The 16,842-nt window shown below is 71.2% G+C and carries 15 protein-coding genes and 2 riboswitches; of the genes, 12 read left to right on the top strand and 3 right to left on the bottom strand.

Annotated elements, in window-relative coordinates:
- Window positions 1-33: 33 nt before the first annotated feature.
- Window positions 34-411 (bottom strand): glycine cleavage system protein GcvH, encoded by a 378-nt coding sequence (gene gcvH, locus OG310_RS10035; protein ID WP_329455532.1) that lies wholly within the window; start codon window positions 409-411, stop codon window positions 34-36.
- 100 nt (window positions 412-511) lie between these two features.
- Window positions 512-1,627 (bottom strand): glycine cleavage system aminomethyltransferase GcvT, encoded by a 1,116-nt coding sequence (gcvT, locus tag OG310_RS10030; RefSeq protein ID WP_329455531.1) that lies wholly within the window; start codon window positions 1,625-1,627, stop codon window positions 512-514.
- 32 nt (window positions 1,628-1,659) lie between these two features.
- A riboswitch (glycine riboswitch) is annotated at window positions 1,660-1,770 on the bottom strand.
- Window positions 1,771-1,871: riboswitch (glycine riboswitch) on the bottom strand.
- Between the two features lie 438 nt (window positions 1,872-2,309).
- On the opposite strand from gcvT, the gene OG310_RS10025 reads away from it, so the two are divergent.
- The 12 genes from OG310_RS10025 to OG310_RS09970 all read left to right on the top strand — a co-directional run bounded on the left by OG310_RS10025 (window position 2,310) and on the right by OG310_RS09970 (window position 16,103).
- Complete coding sequence (locus OG310_RS10025) at window positions 2,310-3,056, top strand: AAA family ATPase (protein WP_443078836.1); 747 nt, start codon at window positions 2,310-2,312, stop codon at window positions 3,054-3,056.
- Between the two features lie 45 nt (window positions 3,057-3,101).
- Complete coding sequence (locus OG310_RS10020) at window positions 3,102-3,845, top strand: enhanced serine sensitivity protein SseB (RefSeq protein WP_329455530.1); 744 nt, start codon at window positions 3,102-3,104, stop codon at window positions 3,843-3,845.
- Between the two features lie 124 nt (window positions 3,846-3,969).
- On the top strand, window positions 3,970-4,761 hold the full coding sequence (locus OG310_RS10015) for an enhanced serine sensitivity protein SseB C-terminal domain-containing protein (protein ID WP_329455529.1): 792 nt from the start codon (window positions 3,970-3,972) through the stop codon (window positions 4,759-4,761).
- 407 nt (window positions 4,762-5,168) lie between these two features.
- Window positions 5,169-6,167, top strand: a complete 999-nt coding sequence (locus OG310_RS10010) for an ABC transporter permease (protein WP_329455528.1) — start codon at window positions 5,169-5,171, stop codon at window positions 6,165-6,167.
- A gap of 44 nt (window positions 6,168-6,211) precedes the next feature.
- Entirely contained in the window at window positions 6,212-7,969 is a 1,758-nt protein-coding gene (locus OG310_RS10005) for an ABC transporter substrate-binding protein (protein ID WP_329455527.1), read from the top strand.
- Between the two features lie 118 nt (window positions 7,970-8,087).
- Window positions 8,088-9,098, top strand: coding sequence for an ABC transporter permease (locus OG310_RS10000; protein WP_329455526.1), 1,011 nt, complete (start codon window positions 8,088-8,090; stop codon window positions 9,096-9,098).
- Window positions 9,095-10,183, top strand: coding sequence for an ABC transporter ATP-binding protein (locus OG310_RS09995; RefSeq protein ID WP_329455525.1), 1,089 nt, complete (start codon window positions 9,095-9,097; stop codon window positions 10,181-10,183). The genes OG310_RS10000 and OG310_RS09995 overlap by 4 nt, the downstream gene beginning before the upstream one ends.
- Window positions 10,180-11,580, top strand: coding sequence for an ABC transporter ATP-binding protein (locus tag OG310_RS09990; protein ID WP_329455524.1), 1,401 nt, complete (start codon window positions 10,180-10,182; stop codon window positions 11,578-11,580). Before OG310_RS09995 ends, OG310_RS09990 begins: the two co-directional genes overlap by 4 nt.
- 70 nt (window positions 11,581-11,650) lie before the next feature.
- Window positions 11,651-12,310, top strand: a complete 660-nt coding sequence (locus OG310_RS09985; RefSeq protein ID WP_329455523.1) for a trimeric intracellular cation channel family protein — start codon at window positions 11,651-11,653, stop codon at window positions 12,308-12,310.
- 73 nt (window positions 12,311-12,383) lie between these two features.
- Window positions 12,384-13,226 (top strand): thioesterase family protein, encoded by an 843-nt coding sequence (locus OG310_RS09980; protein ID WP_329455522.1) that lies wholly within the window; start codon window positions 12,384-12,386, stop codon window positions 13,224-13,226.
- A 168-nt stretch (window positions 13,227-13,394) separates the two neighbouring features.
- Complete coding sequence (locus tag OG310_RS09975; protein WP_329455521.1) at window positions 13,395-14,558, top strand: cysteine desulfurase family protein; 1,164 nt, start codon at window positions 13,395-13,397, stop codon at window positions 14,556-14,558.
- Between the two features lie 123 nt (window positions 14,559-14,681).
- Entirely contained in the window at window positions 14,682-16,103 is a 1,422-nt protein-coding gene (locus OG310_RS09970) for a DUF2252 domain-containing protein (protein ID WP_329455520.1), read from the top strand.
- Window positions 16,104-16,153: 50 nt separating this feature from the next.
- Here the strand turns inward: OG310_RS09970 and OG310_RS09965 are convergent, their stop codons facing one another.
- The gene (locus OG310_RS09965) at window positions 16,154-16,831 is read right to left on the bottom strand and encodes an N-acetylmuramoyl-L-alanine amidase (RefSeq protein ID WP_329455519.1); all 678 of its coding nucleotides are present in this window, start codon (window positions 16,829-16,831) and stop codon (window positions 16,154-16,156) included.
- Between the last annotated feature and the right edge of the window lie 11 nt (window positions 16,832-16,842).

The following is a 16,842-nucleotide window of genomic DNA, read 5'->3' as shown; positions in this document are numbered from 1 at the left end:
ATCAGTCCCTGGTGTCGATTACCGTCAGTGGCGTCAGTTGCCGGCGAACTCGGTGTACTCGTCGGCCGAGAGCAGGTCCCCGGGCTCCTCGGAGACGCGGACCTTGAAGAGCCAGCCGCCCTCGAAGGGCGCCGTGTTGACCAGTGACGGGTCGTCCGCCACGTCCTGGTTGACCGCCGTGACCTCGCCGGTGACCGGCGCGTAGAGATCACTGACCGACTTGGTGGACTCCAGCTCGCCGCAGGTCTCGCCCGCGCTCACCGTGTCCCCGACCTCGGGGAGCTGGACGTAGACGACGTCGCCGAGGGCGTTCGCCGCGAACTCCGTGATGCCGACCGTCGACACGCCGTCCTCGACGGCCGTCAGCCACTCGTGCTCCTTGCTGTAGCGGAGCTGCTGGGGGTTGCTCATGTCCTGAATTCTCCTGTACGCGGACGGGCAGCCGAAACGGGCCCGGTGGGGTGGTGGACGAACGCCGCGGTGCGCGGCGGCCCTGGTGGGAAACGGAGTATCACTTCTCGCGCTTGTAGAACGGCAGGGCCACGACGTCGAACGGCTCGTGGTTGCCGCGGATGTCGACCCCGACGCCCTCGGCGCCGGGCTCCGCGTGCGCGGTGTCCACGTACGCCATGGCGATCGGCTTGCCCAGGGTGGGGGAGGGGGCGCCCGAGGTGACCTCGCCCACGACCGCGTCCCCGGCGACGACCTGGTAGCCCGCGCGCGGCACCCTGCGGCCCCGCGCGATCAGGCCGACCAGCTTGCGGGGCGCCTTCACCGCGGCCAGCTCCGCCGCCGTGGCCAGCGCCATCCGGCCGACGAAGTCGCCTTCCTTCTCGAACTTGACGACCCGGCCGAGGCCCGCGTCGTACGGGGTCAGAGCGGTGGACAGCTCGTTGCCGTACAGCGGCATGCCCGCCTCAAGGCGCAGCGTGTCCCGGCAGGACAGGCCGCACGGGATGAGGCCGGCCTCCCGGCCCGCCCCGGTCAGCGCCTGCCACAGCCCCTCGGCGTGCGCGGGCGCCACGAACAGCTCGAAGCCGTCCTCGCCGGTGTAGCCCGTACGCGCGATCAGGGCGTTCACGCCGGCCACGGTGCCGGGCAGGCCCGCGTAGTACTTGAGGCCGTCGAGGTCCGCGTCGGTCAGACTCTTCAGGATCGCGGCCGAGCGCGGGCCCTGTACGGCCAGCAGCGCGTACGCCTCGCGGTCGTCGCGCACGACGGTGTCGAAGCCGTCCGCGCGCGCGCTCAGCTCGTCCAGCACGACCTGGGCGTTCGACGCGTTCGCCACGACCATGAAGTGCTCGTCGCCGAGGCGGTAGACGATCAGGTCGTCGAGGATCCCGCCGTCCTCGCGGCAGATCATCGTGTAGCGGGCGCGGCCCACGGCCAGCGCGCCGATGTTGCCGACGAGCGCGTAGTCCAGCGCGGCGGCGGCACCGGCACCGGTCAGCGTGATCTCGCCCATGTGGGAGAGGTCGAACAGCCCGGCGGAGGTGCGCACGGCGTTGTGCTCCTCGCGCTCACTGCCGTAGCGCAGCGGCATGTCCCAGCCCGCGAAGTCGGTCATGGTCGCGCCCAGCGCGCGGTGCACGGCGTCGAGCGCGGTGCGGCGGGGTGACGGGCTCATCGGTGGCTCCCAGGGATGAAGGGCGAGGACGGTCCTCCCCATCTGTCATCGGAACCTGAGAGGTTCATCATGACCGCCCAGTCACGGGCCATGATTTGCACCTTGGGTGGGGGCGCGCGTGGCGGCCCGCTTTTCAGATCTGCCTCGCCCACGCGGTATCGGTGCCTGAGAGATTCAAGGGAGGAACTTGCTCCTTCGGCGTCCGGTGCACCCGAGGTGTCCGGAACTCTCCCGCGCGGATTCAAACGGCCGGTATGGAGTTGGCGCGGCCATCATCGCATGCGCGCCCTGTCACGGGAACCTCGGCCGCCATTACCATTTCTTTACCGACTGCGGACGCGGGCACGGCGTGCCCGCGGGACGGGACAGCGGATGACCGTGACAGGGGGCGGCGGCCATGACGGTGCGGGACCAGACGGCGGCGGAACGGGGCAGGGGCGCGGCGCCGGAACCCGAGCCGGCGCGGGAGCGGGACGGGGGCCGGCCGGCGTATCAGGAGGGCCGGGCGGCAGGCGGGGATCGGGAGGCCCGGGCGGTCACTGATGAGGACGGCCGGGCGGGGGAGCCCGGGGAAGGGCCGCGGCGCCCGGCCGGCGGGGATGAACGGGGCGGCGGTCCCGGCACGGGCAGGGGCGCACCGGACGAAGCGGGGAGGTCCGAGCGCGGGGCAGCGCGGAACGCCATCGCCTCGCCGGGGGGCTCGGCCCCGCCCCACGCGCTCCCCGGCCCGAGGACCGGCCCCCCGGCGGGACCGCCGCCAGGACGCCGGGCGTCCGGCGTCCGGGACCGGTCCCCCGTCCAGGAACCGCGGCCGGTCCGGGACGCGTTCCATGTCCGGGACTTACGGGGGCGCTCCGGGACGCCGTCCGGCGGGCTCGTCTTCGCGACCGGGGACCTCGTCGTGATCTCGGGGCTGCCCGGCAGCGGCAAGTCGACCCTGATCCGCCGGGCCACCGGCGGCGGCGTCGACTCCCAGGACGCACGCGAGCGGTGGGCCCGCCGGCTGCCCCTGCTCCCGTACGCCCTCTACCGGCCCGTCGTGCGCCTCGCGCACTACGCCGGCCTGTGGCGGCTGCTGCGCTCCGGGCGCAGCGTCGTCGTCCATGACTGCGGCACCCAGACCTGGGTGCGCCGGTGGCTGGCCCGCGAGGCGCGCGGGCGCGGGCGTGCGCTGCACCTCGTCCTCATCGACGTGCCGCCGGAGGTCGCCCGCGCGGGCCAGCGGGCCCGGGGCAGGGCCGTCTCCCGGTACGCCTTCGCCCGCCACCGCAGGGCGGTGGCGCGGCTCCTCGCGGACGTCGGGTCGGGCCGGCTGCCGGGCTGCCGGTCCGCCGTGCTCCTGGACCGGGAGGCGGTGGGCACCCTCGGAGCCATCGTGTTCGCCGACGGCCCACCCACCGGGCACCCCACGGGCGAGCAGGGCCGTTAAGGTGCTGCCCCGGACCAGTAGGGGCAAGGCGGAGGACTGAGCACAGTGGACACGGCATGGCCGGGCAACGAACTCGAAGAGGTGCTCGCCGCCTCGCTCGGCAGCGAAACGGCGGGCGCCCGGCTCGTCGAGGTACTCGGCCGCAGTGAGGTCTGGGTGCCGTTGCCGGAGGGCGGCGGCCCGGACAGTCAGGGGCTCGACCTGCCGACGGTCGAGATAGGGGGCGGGGCCTACGTCCCGGTCTTCAGCTCGGAGGAGCAGTTCCTGCGGTGCGTCGGCAGCCACATGTCGTTCACCGTCGCGCCCGCCCGCGACCTCGCCCGGGGTCTGCCACCGCAGTTGGGCATCGTGGTCAACCCCGGGGGCGTGGTGGGCATGCCGCTGCCGCCCGTGGCCGTCGCGGAACTCTGCCGTACGGGACGCACCGTGCTGGACGGGCCGGAGGCCGGCGGCAGGGTCCGGCTGTTCGAGCCGGACTGGCAGGACGAGCCGCTGGACTTCCTGACCGCGGCCGCCGCCGAGTTCGAGGCGTCCGGGGTGGTCGCCACCGCCCGCCGGGCGCTCGCGTCCGTCGAGGCGGGCGCGTACCAGTTGTTCGTCGGAGTCCAACTGGTGCCCTGGGAGCCCGCGGACGGCAACGGGGCCCTCGACGCGCTGGGCCGGGCACTCGGCCGCGTGGAGGTCCCCTGGCAGGTCAACCTGCTGCTGCTGGACCTGGCGCAGAACGATCCGGTCGCCGACTGGATGCTCGGCCGGGTCCGCCCCTTCTACCAGCGCGGGCAGGCCTGACGCCACGCCCCGCCGTCAAGCCTGTGTCAGTGGTGCCGCCTAAGCTGGTTTGATGACGGGGGCGCCGGGACCGCGTGCCCGGGGGAGCAGGTCTGATGGCGAGGGTAGAGGGGCGGGGAGCGAAGTGAGCGCGCCAGGCACCGCGGAGGCCGGGCACATCGAGCAGATGCTGCGCCAGGTGACACCGGGCCGTTACGACGCCTACGAGGCGCTGCTGCGCGCTCTCGCCGACGAGACGGCGGGCAGCGTCTGGATGCTGCTGTGGCAGGGCGGACCGGGTTCGCCCTCCGCGCAGTACGGCAACATGCAGGTGGACGGCCACGGTTACGCGCCCTGCGTGACCTCGGCGCAGGAACTCGCGGCCAGCGGCTGGAACCGGTCCCACGAGGTCGTCCAGGGCCGGGACATCGCCCGCTCGCTCTACCCCGACGGCTGGGGCATCTGGCTCAACCCGCACGCCCCCGGCGGTGGCCTCGGGATTCCCTGGCCCGACCTGCGCAGGATCGCCACTGGTCTGGACCGGATGCCCGCGGGGCCGCTCAGGATCACCGAACCGACCTTGCAGATCCCGCAGTTCTACGCGCTGCTCACGCAGAACGCGCACCGCACGCCGGCTGTCAGATCGCTGCGCCGCGCGTGGGTGCAGCCCGCGCTCGGCACCCCGTACCTCGCCGTCGGCCTCGATCTCTACGAGACGGGAGCGGCGGCGGTCGAGTCCGTGCGGACGATGATGCGCCAGTCGGTGAGCGTAGTGCCCGAGGGACTGCCGGTCTCGACGGTGGCGATGTCCGACGACCACGACCCGGTCACGATGTGGCTGCGCGCCAACACCCGCGCGTTCTACGACCGCGAGGCGCACGTGGGCGCGGCTCCCGCCGGCGGCTACGGTTACCCGCCCCCCGCACACCGTTACTGACCGGCCCCGCAGGGACGTTTGTCCGGGCCTCTTCGCCCGTGCGCCGCACCGCTGTTGACCTGGGCGGGGATGTCCCAAAGATCCGCTGAGCAGTACCCAGCGTCCGCATAACGGAACCCTGCGCGATGCATCACGGTTGGGCAACCATTCCCCGTCAGGTCTGGCGGGTGATCCAGGACTCGCAGAAGACTCCCACCAGCACAGGGTCCAAGGACCACAGCGCCCCGAACCTGCGGGAGCGTTCCTCGCGCTGCCCGGACCGGTCCCCGCTCCGGAAACCGCAACGGGCCACATGCATCATGATGATCAGAAGCTGATCAGTGAATCGGCCGCCACAGCGGCGTAGTTCCGCCATGGCGGCGGTCGTGGCCGGACACCATCGGCCGAGAAGAGGGGTCCCCAGCGCAATGACGGCACCAATAGAGACCACCAAGTCTGCTGCGAGCGTGCAGCCGGAGGCGGTGCTCGCGGGCGCCGGGAGCAAGCAGATCGAGGGGCGTTCACTCGGCCGCATCGCGTGGACCCGCCTCAAGCGGGACAAGGTCGCGATGGCCGGCGGTGTCATCGTGGTGCTCCTGGTCCTCGTCGCCATCCTGTCGAAGCCGATCCAGTCCGTGTTCGGCCTCGACCCCGACGCCTTCCACCAGAGCCTGGTCGACCCGGTGCTGCTCGCACCGAAGGGCGGCTTCGGCGGCATCAGCTGGCACCACCCGCTCGGCGTCGAGCCGCAGACGGGCCGTGACATCCTGGCCCGGGTCCTCGACGGCTCCTGGGTGTCGCTGCTGGTCGCGGGCGGCGCGACGCTGCTGTCCGTGGTGATCGGCGTGATCATGGGTGTCGTCGCCGGCTTCTACGGCGGCTGGGTGGACTCCACCATCAGCCGGGTCATGGACACGTTCCTGGCCTTCCCGCTGCTGCTGTTCGCGATCTCCATCTCCGCCACGCTGCAGGGCAAGGCGTTCGGGCTGAGCGGTCTGACCCTCAGGATCGCCGTGCTGATCTTCGTGATCGGATTCTTCAACTGGCCGTACATGGGACGCATCGTGCGGGCGCAGACGCTGTCGCTGAGGGAGCGCGAGTTCGTCGAGGCGGCCCGATCGCTGGGTGCCAGAGGCGCGTTCATCCTGTTCAGGGAGCTGCTGCCCAACCTGGTGGCGCCGATCCTGGTCTACGCGACCCTGCTCATCCCCACCAACATCCTGTTCGAGGCATCCCTCAGCTACCTGGGCGTCGGCATCGAACCGCCGCAGTCCTCCTGGGGCGGCATGCTGAACCAGGCCACCGACCTGTACCAGGTCGACCCGATGTTCATGGTCATCCCCGGTGTAGCGATCTTCATCACCGTTCTGGCCTTCAATCTGCTGGGGGACGGGCTGCGCGACGCACTCGACCCCCGTGGCAAGTAAGAGCGGCCGTGCCGCACCGGACTACTGGGGGGGAACTCCTCACGATGAACAAGAGAAAGACGGTCGCGACCATCTCAGCGCTGCTGGCGCTGGGACTGGGCGCCTCGGCCTGCGGGGGCGGCGGCTCCAGCGACAACAGCAACAGCGGTGGTACCGGCAAGGCCGACGCGGCGATCAACGGCGTGGCCAACCCGACGTCCAAGAAGGGCGGGACGGTGACGGCGGAGATCTCCAACGCCCCCGACTCGCTCGACCCGGGCAACACGTACTACGGCTGGGTGCAGAACTTCTCCCGCCTCTACGCGCGTACGCTCATGACCTTCAAGCCCGTCCCGGGCAAGGCCAACCTGCAGGTCGTGCCCGACCTCGCGACGGGCCCCGGCACCGGCAGCGCCGACGCCAAGACCTGGACATACCACATCCGCAAGGGTGTGAAGTTCCAGGACGGCACGGAGATCACGTCGAAGGACGTCAAGTACGCCATCGAGCGCAGCAACTTCGCGCCCGAGGCCCTGTCCAACGGCCCGACGTACTTCAAGACGTACCTCGACGCCGACGGCGGCTACAAGGGTCCCTACAAGGACAAGTCGCCCGACGGCCTGAAGTCGATCGAGACGCCCGACGCCTCGACGATCGTCTTCCACCTGAGCAAGCCGTTCGCCGACATGAACTACCTGGCGACGTTCTCGCAGACCGCGCCGGTGGAGCAGAAGCTCGACAAGGGCGCCTCGTACCAGCAGGCGATCCAGTCGTCCGGCCCCTACAAGTTCTCGTCCTTCAACGAGAGCACGGGCGCGACCTTCGTGCGAAACCCCGAGTGGGACCCGAAGAGCGACCCGATCCGCAAGGCCCAGCCGGACAAGATCGTCCTCAAGTACAACGTCAACCAGACGACGATCGACGAGCACCTGATCAACGACGACACCACCGTCGACATCCAGGGCACCGGCGTCGCCTCGAAGACCCAGCCCAAGCTCCTGGTCAACCCCAAGGAGAAGGCGCAGACGGACAACCCGTACGCCGGCGCCGAGCAGTTCCTGGCGCTGGACAACAAGGTCAAGCCGTTCGACAACGTCAACTGCCGCATCGCCGTGCAGTACGCGACCGACAAGGCCGGCATGGTCGACGCCGTCGGTGGCTCGGTCAAGGGTGTTCCGGCCACGACCGTCATCCCGCCGACCGTCGCCGGGTACAACAAGTTCGACCTGTACCCGAGCGCCGGCAACAAGGGTGACGTCGCCAAGGCCAAGCAGTACCTGGCCAAGTGCGGCAAGCCGAACGGCTTCTCCACCACGCTGACCGCGCGCTCCGACCGTCCCGACGAGGTCCAGGCCGCGACCCAGCTGCAGGAGTCGCTGAAGAAGGTCGGTATCACGGCCAACATCAAGACCTTCCCCAGCGGCAAGTACTTCACGGACTTCGCCGGTGTCCCGGACTGGGTCCACAAGAACAACGCCGGAATGATGATGATGGCGTGGGGTGCCGACTGGCCGACCGGCTACGGCTACCTCGACCAGATCTCCGACGGCCGGGCCATCAAGCCCTCCGGCGGCACGAACCTCGAAGAGCTCAACGACCCGGCGATCAACGCCGAGTTCGACAAGGCCATCGCGACGGTCGACAACACCGCGCGTAACGCCGAGTGGGGCAAGATCGACCAGATGATCATGAAGCAGGGCTCGATCGTCCCGCTCTTCTACAAGAAGAACCTCCTCTACCGTCCGACGTCGGCGGCGAACGTCCAGGTGACCGCCGCGTACCTCGGTATGTACGACTACACGACCCTGACCTCGACCAAGTAGGAGTCCCCTCCGGGGAGTCACCGCTCCCCGGAGGCTCCGAAGCTTTCCCTGAAAGGCAGGTGAAGGCGTCGGCCCGGCCGGGCCCCACCCGGTCCGGCCGGTCCGACGCCGCACGGCTGTGGCTGCGTACATCATCCGACGCGTCTTCGCCGCGGTATTGCTGCTGCTGGTGGTCAGCGCAGTCACCTTCGCGATCTTCTATCTCCTTCCCCGTGCTGCCGGGCAGACCATCCAGTCGATGGCCGCCCAGTACGTCGGCAAGAGCCCCGACCCCTCGGTCATCAAGGCCGTCATCAAGAACCTGGGGCTCGACGAGCCGATCTACGAGCAGTACTGGCACTTCATCAAGGGCCTCGTGGCCGGTGCCGACTACAAGTTCGGTCCCGACGCGGCGCACTGCTCCGCGCCCTGCTTCGGATACTCCTTCAAGACCCACACGGCCGTGTGGCCGCAGATTGAGCAGCGCGCCCCGATCACCTTCTCCCTGGCGATCGGTGCCGCGGTCATCTGGCTGGTCACCGGCGTCGCGACCGGCATCCTGTCCGCGCTCAAGCGCGGCTCGATCTGGGACCGCCTCGCCATGGGCATCTCGCTCATGGGTGTCTCGCTGCCGATGTTCTTCACCGGTCTGGTGCTGCTGGCGCTGTTCAGCTTCAACTGGCTCCAGATATGGAACGTGCACTACGTGCCGTTCACGCAGAACCCCGGTGAGTGGGCCTGGAACCTGATCCTGCCGTGGGTCTCCCTGGCGTTCCTCTACTCGGCTCTCTACGCGCGGCTCACCCGAGCCGGGATGCTGGAGACCATGAGTGAGGACTACATCAGGACCGCGCGCGCCAAGGGCCTGGTGGAGCGGAAGGTCGTCATCAGACACGGCCTGCGTTCCGCGCTCACCCCGCTCATCACCATCTTCGGCATGGACTTCGCGCTGCTGCTCGGCGGCGCCGTCATCACCGAGTCGGTGTTCTCCTTCCAGGGACTCGGGGCGTACGCCATCCAGGGCGTCACCGGCAACGACCTGCCGATCGTCATGGGCGTGACCCTGCTGACCGCCTTCTTCATCGTTGTCTGCAATCTGCTGGTGGACCTCGTGTACGCCGCGATCGACCCCCGGGTGAGGCTCTCATGAGCGACACGCACAAGGACGCCGCCCAGACGGCCGAGAAGGCCCCAGCCGTGGCGGCCACCGGGGAGTCGGAGTTCCTCTCGGTACGCGACCTGAAGATCCACTTCGACACCGACGACGGCCTCGTGAAGTCCGTCGACGGTGTGAGCTTCGACCTCAAGGCCGGCGAGACCCTCGGCATCGTCGGCGAGTCCGGCTCCGGGAAGTCCGTCACCTCCCTCGGCATCATGGGGCTGCACACCTCCGACCGGGCCCGGATCTCCGGTGAGATCTGGCTCGACGGGGAGGAGCTGATCGCTGCCGACAAGCAGCGCGTGCGGGAACTGCGCGGCCAGAAGATGGCCATGATCTTCCAGGACCCGCTCTCCGCGCTGCACCCGTACTACTCGGTCGGCGCGCAGATCGTGGAGGCGTACCGCGTCCACAACAACGTCGACAAGAAGGCCGCGAAGAAGCGGGCGATCGAGATGCTCGACCGGGTCGGCATCCCCGAGCCGGCCCGGCGTTTCAGCGACTACCCGCACCAGTTCTCCGGCGGTATGCGCCAGCGCGCCATGATCGCGATGGCGCTGGTCAACAACCCGCAGCTGCTCATCGCGGACGAGCCGACGACCGCCCTGGACGTGACCGTCCAGGCGCAGATCCTCGACCTGATCCGCGACCTGCAGAAGGAGTTCGGGTCCGCGGTCGTCATCATCACCCACGACCTCGGCGTCGTCGCCGAGATCGCGGACCGGCTGCTCGTGATGTACGCGGGCCGGTGCATCGAGCGCGGCACGTCGGAAAAGGTCTTCGAGAGTCCCCAGCACCCCTACACGTGGGGCCTGCTGGGGTCGATGCCGCGCATCGACCGCGAGCAGACCGACCGGCTCGTGCCGGTCAAGGGATCGCCGCCCAGCCTGATCAACGTCCCGTCCGGCTGCGCCTTCCATCCCCGCTGCCCGTACGCCGACATACCGAAGGACAACATCACCCGCACCGAGCGGCCGGAGCTCATGGCGGCCGGCGGCGACCACTTCTCCGCGTGCCACATGACACCCGAGCAGCGCGAGAAGATCTGGATCGAAGAGATTGCGCCGAAGCTGTGAGTGAACCGACGAAGCAGGCAACGAACGCGGAGCCGGCCGCCGCGGCGCCGGGCTCCTCACCCGAGCCGCTGCTGCGGGTCACCGACCTGGCCAAGCACTTCCCGATCACCAAGGGTCTGCTGAAGCGCAAGGTCGGCGCTGTCCAGGCGGTCGACGGGCTCTCCTTCGACGTGCGTCCGGGCGAGACGCTGGGCGTGGTCGGCGAGTCCGGCTGCGGCAAGTCGACCATGGGCCGGCTGGTCACCCGGCTGCTCGAACCGACCGGCGGAAAGGTCGAGTTCGAGGGCCGCGACATCACGCACCTGTCCGCGGGGCAGATGCGGCCGATGCGCCGCGACGTGCAGATGATCTTCCAGGACCCGTACGGCTCGCTGAACCCGCGCCACACCGTCGGCGGCATCGTGGCCACCCCCTTCCGGCTCCAGGGCGTCACGCCCGAGGGAGGCGTGAAGAAGGAGGTCCAGCGGCTGCTGGAGCTGGTCGGGCTCAACCCCGAGCACTTCAACCGGTATCCGCACGAGTTCTCCGGCGGCCAGCGCCAGCGCATCGGGATCGCCCGCGCGCTCGCACTCAAGCCGAAGCTGGTCGTCGCGGACGAGCCGGTCTCGGCGCTCGACGTGTCGATCCAGGCGCAGGTCGTGAACCTGCTGGACGACCTCCAGGACGAGCTCGGGCTCACGTACGTGATCATCGCGCACGACCTGTCGGTGATCCGGCACGTCTCCGACCGCATCGCCGTGATGTACCTCGGCAAGATCGTGGAGATCGCCGACCGCGACGCGCTCTACTCCTCGCCGATGCACCCGTACACCAAGGCGCTGCTGTCGGCCGTGCCAGTGCCGGACCCGAAGCGGCGCGGCGCCAAGAGCGACCGCATCCTGCTCAAGGGCGACGTGCCTTCGCCGATCTCACCGCCGAGCGGCTGCCGCTTCCACACGCGGTGCTGGAAGGCGACCGAGGTGTGCCGCACCTTGGAGCCGCCGCTGATCGAGCTCGCGCCCGGTCACCGTACGGCCTGCCACCACCCGGAGAACGCCCCCGACCAGCAGCCGCAGGACGCGGTGAAGCTGCTCACGGACCCGGCGAAGATCCCGGTCGTGCCGGAGCAGAAGTCCGCGCCCGAGCCCGCGTCCGAGCCGAAGGCGAAGCCTGAGCCCGCGGCGAAGGTCGAGGTCGAGCCCGTAGCCGGGTCCGAGGCCGGGCCCGCGCCGAAGGCGGAGTCCGAGCCGGCCGCGAAGGTCGAGGCCGAGCCCGCAGCCAAGGCCGAGCCTGCAGCCAAGGCCGAGCCCGCAGCCAAGGCCGAGTCCAAGGCCGCGCCGAAGGCTGAGTCCGAGGCCAAGACCAAGGTTGAGCCCAAGGCCGAGCCCGAGGCCGAGCCCGAGTCCTCGCAGGAGTGAGCGCGGGGCTGTCCGCCGTCGCGGTGACGCGGCGGCGGGCGGTCCTCGCGGTACCCGGCAGAATTGCCGGGTGGTAGTCGAACTGTTCAGGCCCTCCGTCCAGCACGTGCTCGACCTCGTCGGGATCTTCGTCTTCGCGATCTCCGGCGCCCTGCTCGCTGTCCGCAAGAACTTCGACGTCTTCGGCATGGCGGTCCTCGCAGAGGTCACGGCACTGGGCGGGGGGCTCTTTCGCGACCTGATGATCGGCGCGGTCCCGCCCGCCGCCTTCACCGACCTCGGGTACTTCGTGACCCCCTTCATCGCGGCCGGACTGGTCTTCTTCCTGCACCCGCAGGTCGAACGGATCCAGTCCGGGGTGTACGTGTTCGACGCCGCGGGTCTCGGGCTGTTCTGCGTGACCGGCACCACCAAGGCGTACGAGTACGGGCTCGGGCTCACCGCGTCCGTGGCGCTCGGCACCGCGACGGCCGTGGGTGGCGGTGTGCTGCGGGACGTCCTCGCCAACGAGGTGCCCTCGCTGCTGCGCTGGGACCGTGACCTGTACGCGGTCCCCGCCATCGTCGGGGCGGGCCTGACCGTCGCGTGCATCCACTTCGGCGCGTTCAACGCGCTCACGGGCACGCTCGCGGCGCTGGTCGCCTTCCTCGTCCGGCTGCTCGCCATGCGCTACCACTGGCGGGCGCCCCGGGCCTGGCACCGCAGGTCGGAGGCGACCGAGGAGCCCTGACCCCCGCCGGGGCCGGGGCCGGAGGGGGACCGGCCTAAGCGACCGGTCAGTAGCAAGCGGTACCGTAGGGCCCATGGCACAGGTATCCACCGGGGACAGCGAGTTCGACCGCGACACCGCTGTCACCCCGCGCTCGCCCGGCGTTTTCGCGGCGGAGCTGTCACCGGGCTGGTCCATCCTCCACGCCCTCAACGGCGGTTACGTGCTCGCGGTCGCCGGCCGTGCCCTCGGCCGGGCGCTGCCACACCCCGACCCGTTCACCGTGTCGGCCCACTTCCTCACGCCGTCGCGTCCCGGACCCGCCGAGATCAGGACCGAGACCGTGCGCACCGGGCGGACCGTCTCCACCGGTCAGGCCGCGCTCGTGCAGTTCGCGGACGACGGCAGCGAGGTCGAGCGGGTCCGCGTCCTCGCCACCTACGGGGATCTCGACGCCCTCACCGACGACGTGCGCACCAGCGCCAAGCCGCCCGCGATGCCGCCGCCGGAAGAGTGCTTCGGCAGCTCCGACGGGCCCACCGACGCCTTCGGGGACTCGACGCTGCTCAAGCGGCTCGACGTCCGCATGGACCCGGCGACGAGCGGCTGGGCGGTCGGCAGGCCCACGGGCGCGGGCGAACTGCGCGGCTGGTTCTCGCTCGCGGACGCCCGGCAGCCGGACCCGCTCTCCCTGCTGCTCGCGGTGGACGCGCTGCCGCCCGCCGCCTTCGACCTCGGCATCAGCGGCTGGACGCCCACCGTCGAGCTCACCGTGCACGTACGGGCGAGGCCGGCTCCGGGACCCCTGCGGGTGACTCTCGCCACGCGCAACCTCGCGGGCGGCTTCCTGGAGGAGGACGCCGAGGTGTGGGACAGCGCGGACCGGCTGGTGGCCCAGTCCCGCCAGCTCGCCCGCGCCCCGCGCCCGCAGGACTGACCACCGCGTACGGGGGCGTCCGCGGTCCCTGGCGCGGGGCGCGGGCGGCCCGCCGGGACGCGGGGCGCACGCACCCGCGAACCCGCAGGAACGAACCGGAGTGTGCCACCGGTTGACTGGGTACCGATGCGCGTGCAGCGTTTCCCGGCTCGTAGAATCAGGCGCACCATGGCATACCTCGACCACGCCGCGACCACTCCGATGCTGCCGGAGGCGATCGAGGCGATGACCGCCCAGCTCGGCCTCACCGGCAACGCCTCCTCGCTGCACGCGGCGGGCCGCCGGGCCCGGCGCACGGTCGAGGAGGCGCGGGAGAGCCTCGGCGCCGCCCTCGGCGCCCGGCCCAGCGAGATCGTCTTCACCTCCGGGGGCACCGAGGCGGACAACCTCGCCGTCAAGGGCCTGTTCTGGTCCCGTCGCGCCGCCGACCCCGCCAGGACCCGGGTGCTCTCCAGCCCCGTCGAGCACCATGCCGTCCTCGACACCGTCGACTGGCTCGCCGAGCACGAGGGCGCCACCGTCGAGTACCTGCCCGTCGACGGGTACGGCAGGGTCAGCCCCGAGGCACTGCGCGAGGCCATCGAGCGCGACCCCCTCGACGTCGCCCTGGTCACCGTCATGTGGGCCAACAACGAGATCGGCACGCTGCTGCCGGTCCCGGAGCTCGCGGCGGTTGCGAGCGAGTACGGCATCCCGCTGCACTCCGACGCGGTGCAGGCCTTCGGCCAGAGCCCGCTCGACTTCGGCGCGTCCGGCTGCGCCGCGATGACCGTCTCCGCCCACAAGATCGGCGGGCCCTACGGCATCGGCGCCCTGCTGCTCGGCCGGGACCACACCCCCGTGCCGGTGCTGCACGGCGGCGGCCAGGAGCGCCAGGTCCGCTCCGGCACCCTCGACGTCCCCGCCATCGCGTCCTTCGCCGTCGCCGCGGGGCTCGCCGCCGAGCGGCGCGAGGCCTTCGCCCGGGACATCGGCGCCCTGCGCGACGAGCTGATCGAGGCCGTACGCAAGGCGGTGCCGGACGCGGTGCTCGGCGGCGACCCCGAGCTCCGGCTGCCCGCGAACGCGCACTTCTCCTTCCCCGGCTGCGAGGGCGACTCCCTGCTCCTGCTGCTCGACGCGCAGGGCATCGAGTGCTCCACCGGCTCCGCCTGCACGGCAGGCATCGCGCAGCCCAGCCATGTCGTCCTCGCCACCGGCCACGACCCCGACCTGGCGCGCGGCACGCTGCGCTTCTCGCTGGGCCACACCTCCACCCGCGCAGACGTGGCCGCCGTCGCCGGCGCCATCGGCCCGGCGGTCGAGCGGGCCAGGGGAGCGGGACTGAGCTGACCGGCACCGCCGCGCGTGCCCACAGGCGCCGGCCGCCGCCGCGCTGTGTCCGGATGCGTCGATCGTCACCGGCAGGACAATGGGAGGACGGTCTCGGGGCACGCCTGCGGACGGGAGACACCCGTGAAACTCGTGGACGACAGCCCCGGGAGGGTCGCTTCGCGGACCCCGGACGAGCGTGCCCGGCTGGGCCGGGAGGCGCGTCGGCGGGTGCCCCGCTCCAGCCATGCCGCCCTCGGGCCCACGGCGGGCCGCCCCGACCCGGTCGCTCTCATCGAGGCACAGTCCGCGTCGCGGGCCCAGGACCTCGTGCCGTTGCGCTACGCGCGGATGACCGAGTCCCCGTTCCGCTTCTACCGGGGCGCCGCCGCCGTCATGGCCGAGGACCTCGCCCGTACGCCGAGCACCGGCCTCGCCGTGCAACTGTGCGGCGACGCGCACCTGCTGAACTTCCGGCTGCTCGCCTCGCCCGAGCGCCGTCTCGTCTTCGACATCAACGACTTCGACGAGACGCTGCCCGGACCCTGGGAGTGGGACGTCAAGCGTCTCGCCGCCAGTCTGGTGATCGCGGGCCGCGAGAACGGCTTCGGCGAGAGGGAACGCGCGGCGGTCGTCCGCACCGCCGTCGGTTCGTACCGCAACCGCCTGCGGCACTTCGCGGGGCTCGGCAACCTCGACGTCTGGTACGCGCACGGCGATGTGGAGGACATCGCGGCCCTGGCCGCCGACAAGCTCGGTCCTTCCGGCGCGGGAGTGATCACGCACGCCGCGTCGAAGGCGCGCGGCCGGGACAACCTCGCCGCGTTCGAGAAGCTGACGGAGCGCGTCGACGGCGAGCGCCGCTTCGTCGCCGACCCGCCACTGCTCGTGCCGCTCGCGGATTTCGTGCGGGGCGCCGAGCGCGACGGCATCGAGCACCTGCTGCGGACCCTGGTCGCGGGCTATGCGCGCAGCCTGCCCACCGACCGCAGGCACCTGCTGCGGCAGTACCGGGTCGTCGACATGGCCCGCAAGGTCGTCGGGGTCGGCAGCGTCGGTACCCGCTGCTGGGTGATCCTGCTGCTGGGCCGGGACGAGCGCGATCCGCTGATCCTGCAGGCCAAGGAGGCGGACCGGTCGGTCCTCGAAGAGCACACCGCCGAGAGCCGCTACGACAACCAGGGCCACCGGGTCGTGGCGGGCCAGCGGCTGATGCAGGCGGTCGGTGACATCTTCCTCGGCTGGGACCGGATCACCGGCTTCGACGGCGTGCTCCGCGACTTCTACGTGCGCCAGCTGCACGACTGGAAGGGCATCGCCCAGCCCGATTCGATGGAGCCGCGGGGGCTGCGCGCCTTCGGGGAGATCTGCGGGGCGACGCTCGCCCGCGCGCACGCCCGCTCCGGCGACCGGATCGCGATCGCCGCCTATCTGGGCGGCGGGGAGGTCTTCGACCGGGCCGTCGCGGAGTTCGCCGAGCTGTACGCGGATCGCACCGAGGAGGACCACGCGGCGTTGCGGGAGGCCGTGCGCACGGGCCGGGTGCGGGCCGCGGAGGCGGCCTGAACGCGGCGCGCGCCGCGTGCCCGGGACCACGGCCGGTGCCGCGGGGCGTCTCAGGTGCGCGCCGGGGCCGCCGACCCGCCGGCCGCCTCCACGAGTTCCATGTAGCGCGGCCAGTCCCAGTACCGGCCCGGGTCCGTGTGGTCCGTGCCCGGCACCTCCACATGCCCGATGATGTGCCGCCGGTCCACCGGTATCCGGTACCGGCGGCAGATGTCCGCCGTGAGCCGCGCCGACGTCGCGTACATGGCGTCCGTGAAGTCCTTGCGCCGGGTCACGAACCCCTCGTGCTCGATGCCGACGCTGTGGTTGTTGTACCAGCGGTTCCCGGCCTGGAAGGCCACGTCGAGCTCCCGGATCATCTGGGTGACCTGACCGTTCTGGCGGACCACGTAGTGCGCGGCGGCCTCGTGGCGCGGGTCCTCGAACAGGCGCACCGTCGTCGCGTAGTCGGCCTGCGTCACATGGATGACCACCATCTCCACCGGGAAGTCCACCGGGCGGTCGGCCACCCGGTAGTTCCCGCTGGACGCCGCGATCCAGCGGGCGTCCGCGAAGTCGACGGCACCGTGCCCGCGCGGGCGGGGGTCCGGCGGGGCGTCGGAGCGTGACAGCTCCTCGCCCAGCGCGATCGCACCGCCCAGCAGCGCCAGACCGCCCCCGATGAGCACCGCGCGGCGCCCCGGAGTCGCGCCCTTGCCGCCCCAGGCGGCGGGTGTCGTCCGTCCCATGTCCAGGGAAC

The sequence above is a fragment of the Streptomyces sp. NBC_01497 genome, from assembly GCF_036250695.1.
In the GTDB taxonomy this organism is placed as follows: domain Bacteria; phylum Actinomycetota; class Actinomycetes; order Streptomycetales; family Streptomycetaceae; genus Streptomyces.
Note: the sequence above shows the minus strand (reverse complement) of the source record. Positions and strands in the feature narration are given on the sequence as shown.

What these genes read in the sequence shown, in the direction of transcription:
- gcvH (WP_329455532.1), bottom strand. Translation starts at nt 411, where the DNA reads ATGAGCAACCCCCAGCAGCTCCGCTACAGCAAGGAGCACGAGTGGCTG.
- gcvT (WP_329455531.1), bottom strand. Translation starts at nt 1,627, where the DNA reads ATGAGCCCGTCACCCCGCCGCACCGCGCTCGACGCCGTGCACCGCGCG.
- OG310_RS10010 (WP_329455528.1), top strand. Translation starts at nt 5,169, where the DNA reads ATGACGGCACCAATAGAGACCACCAAGTCTGCTGCGAGCGTGCAGCCG.
- OG310_RS10005 (WP_329455527.1), top strand. Translation starts at nt 6,212, where the DNA reads ATGAACAAGAGAAAGACGGTCGCGACCATCTCAGCGCTGCTGGCGCTG.
- OG310_RS09995 (WP_329455525.1), top strand. Translation starts at nt 9,095, where the DNA reads ATGAGCGACACGCACAAGGACGCCGCCCAGACGGCCGAGAAGGCCCCA.
- OG310_RS09980 (WP_329455522.1), top strand. Translation starts at nt 12,384, where the DNA reads ATGGCACAGGTATCCACCGGGGACAGCGAGTTCGACCGCGACACCGCT.
- OG310_RS09975 (WP_329455521.1), top strand. Translation starts at nt 13,395, where the DNA reads ATGGCATACCTCGACCACGCCGCGACCACTCCGATGCTGCCGGAGGCG.
- OG310_RS09965 (WP_329455519.1), bottom strand. Translation starts at nt 16,831, where the DNA reads ATGGGACGGACGACACCCGCCGCCTGGGGCGGCAAGGGCGCGACTCCG.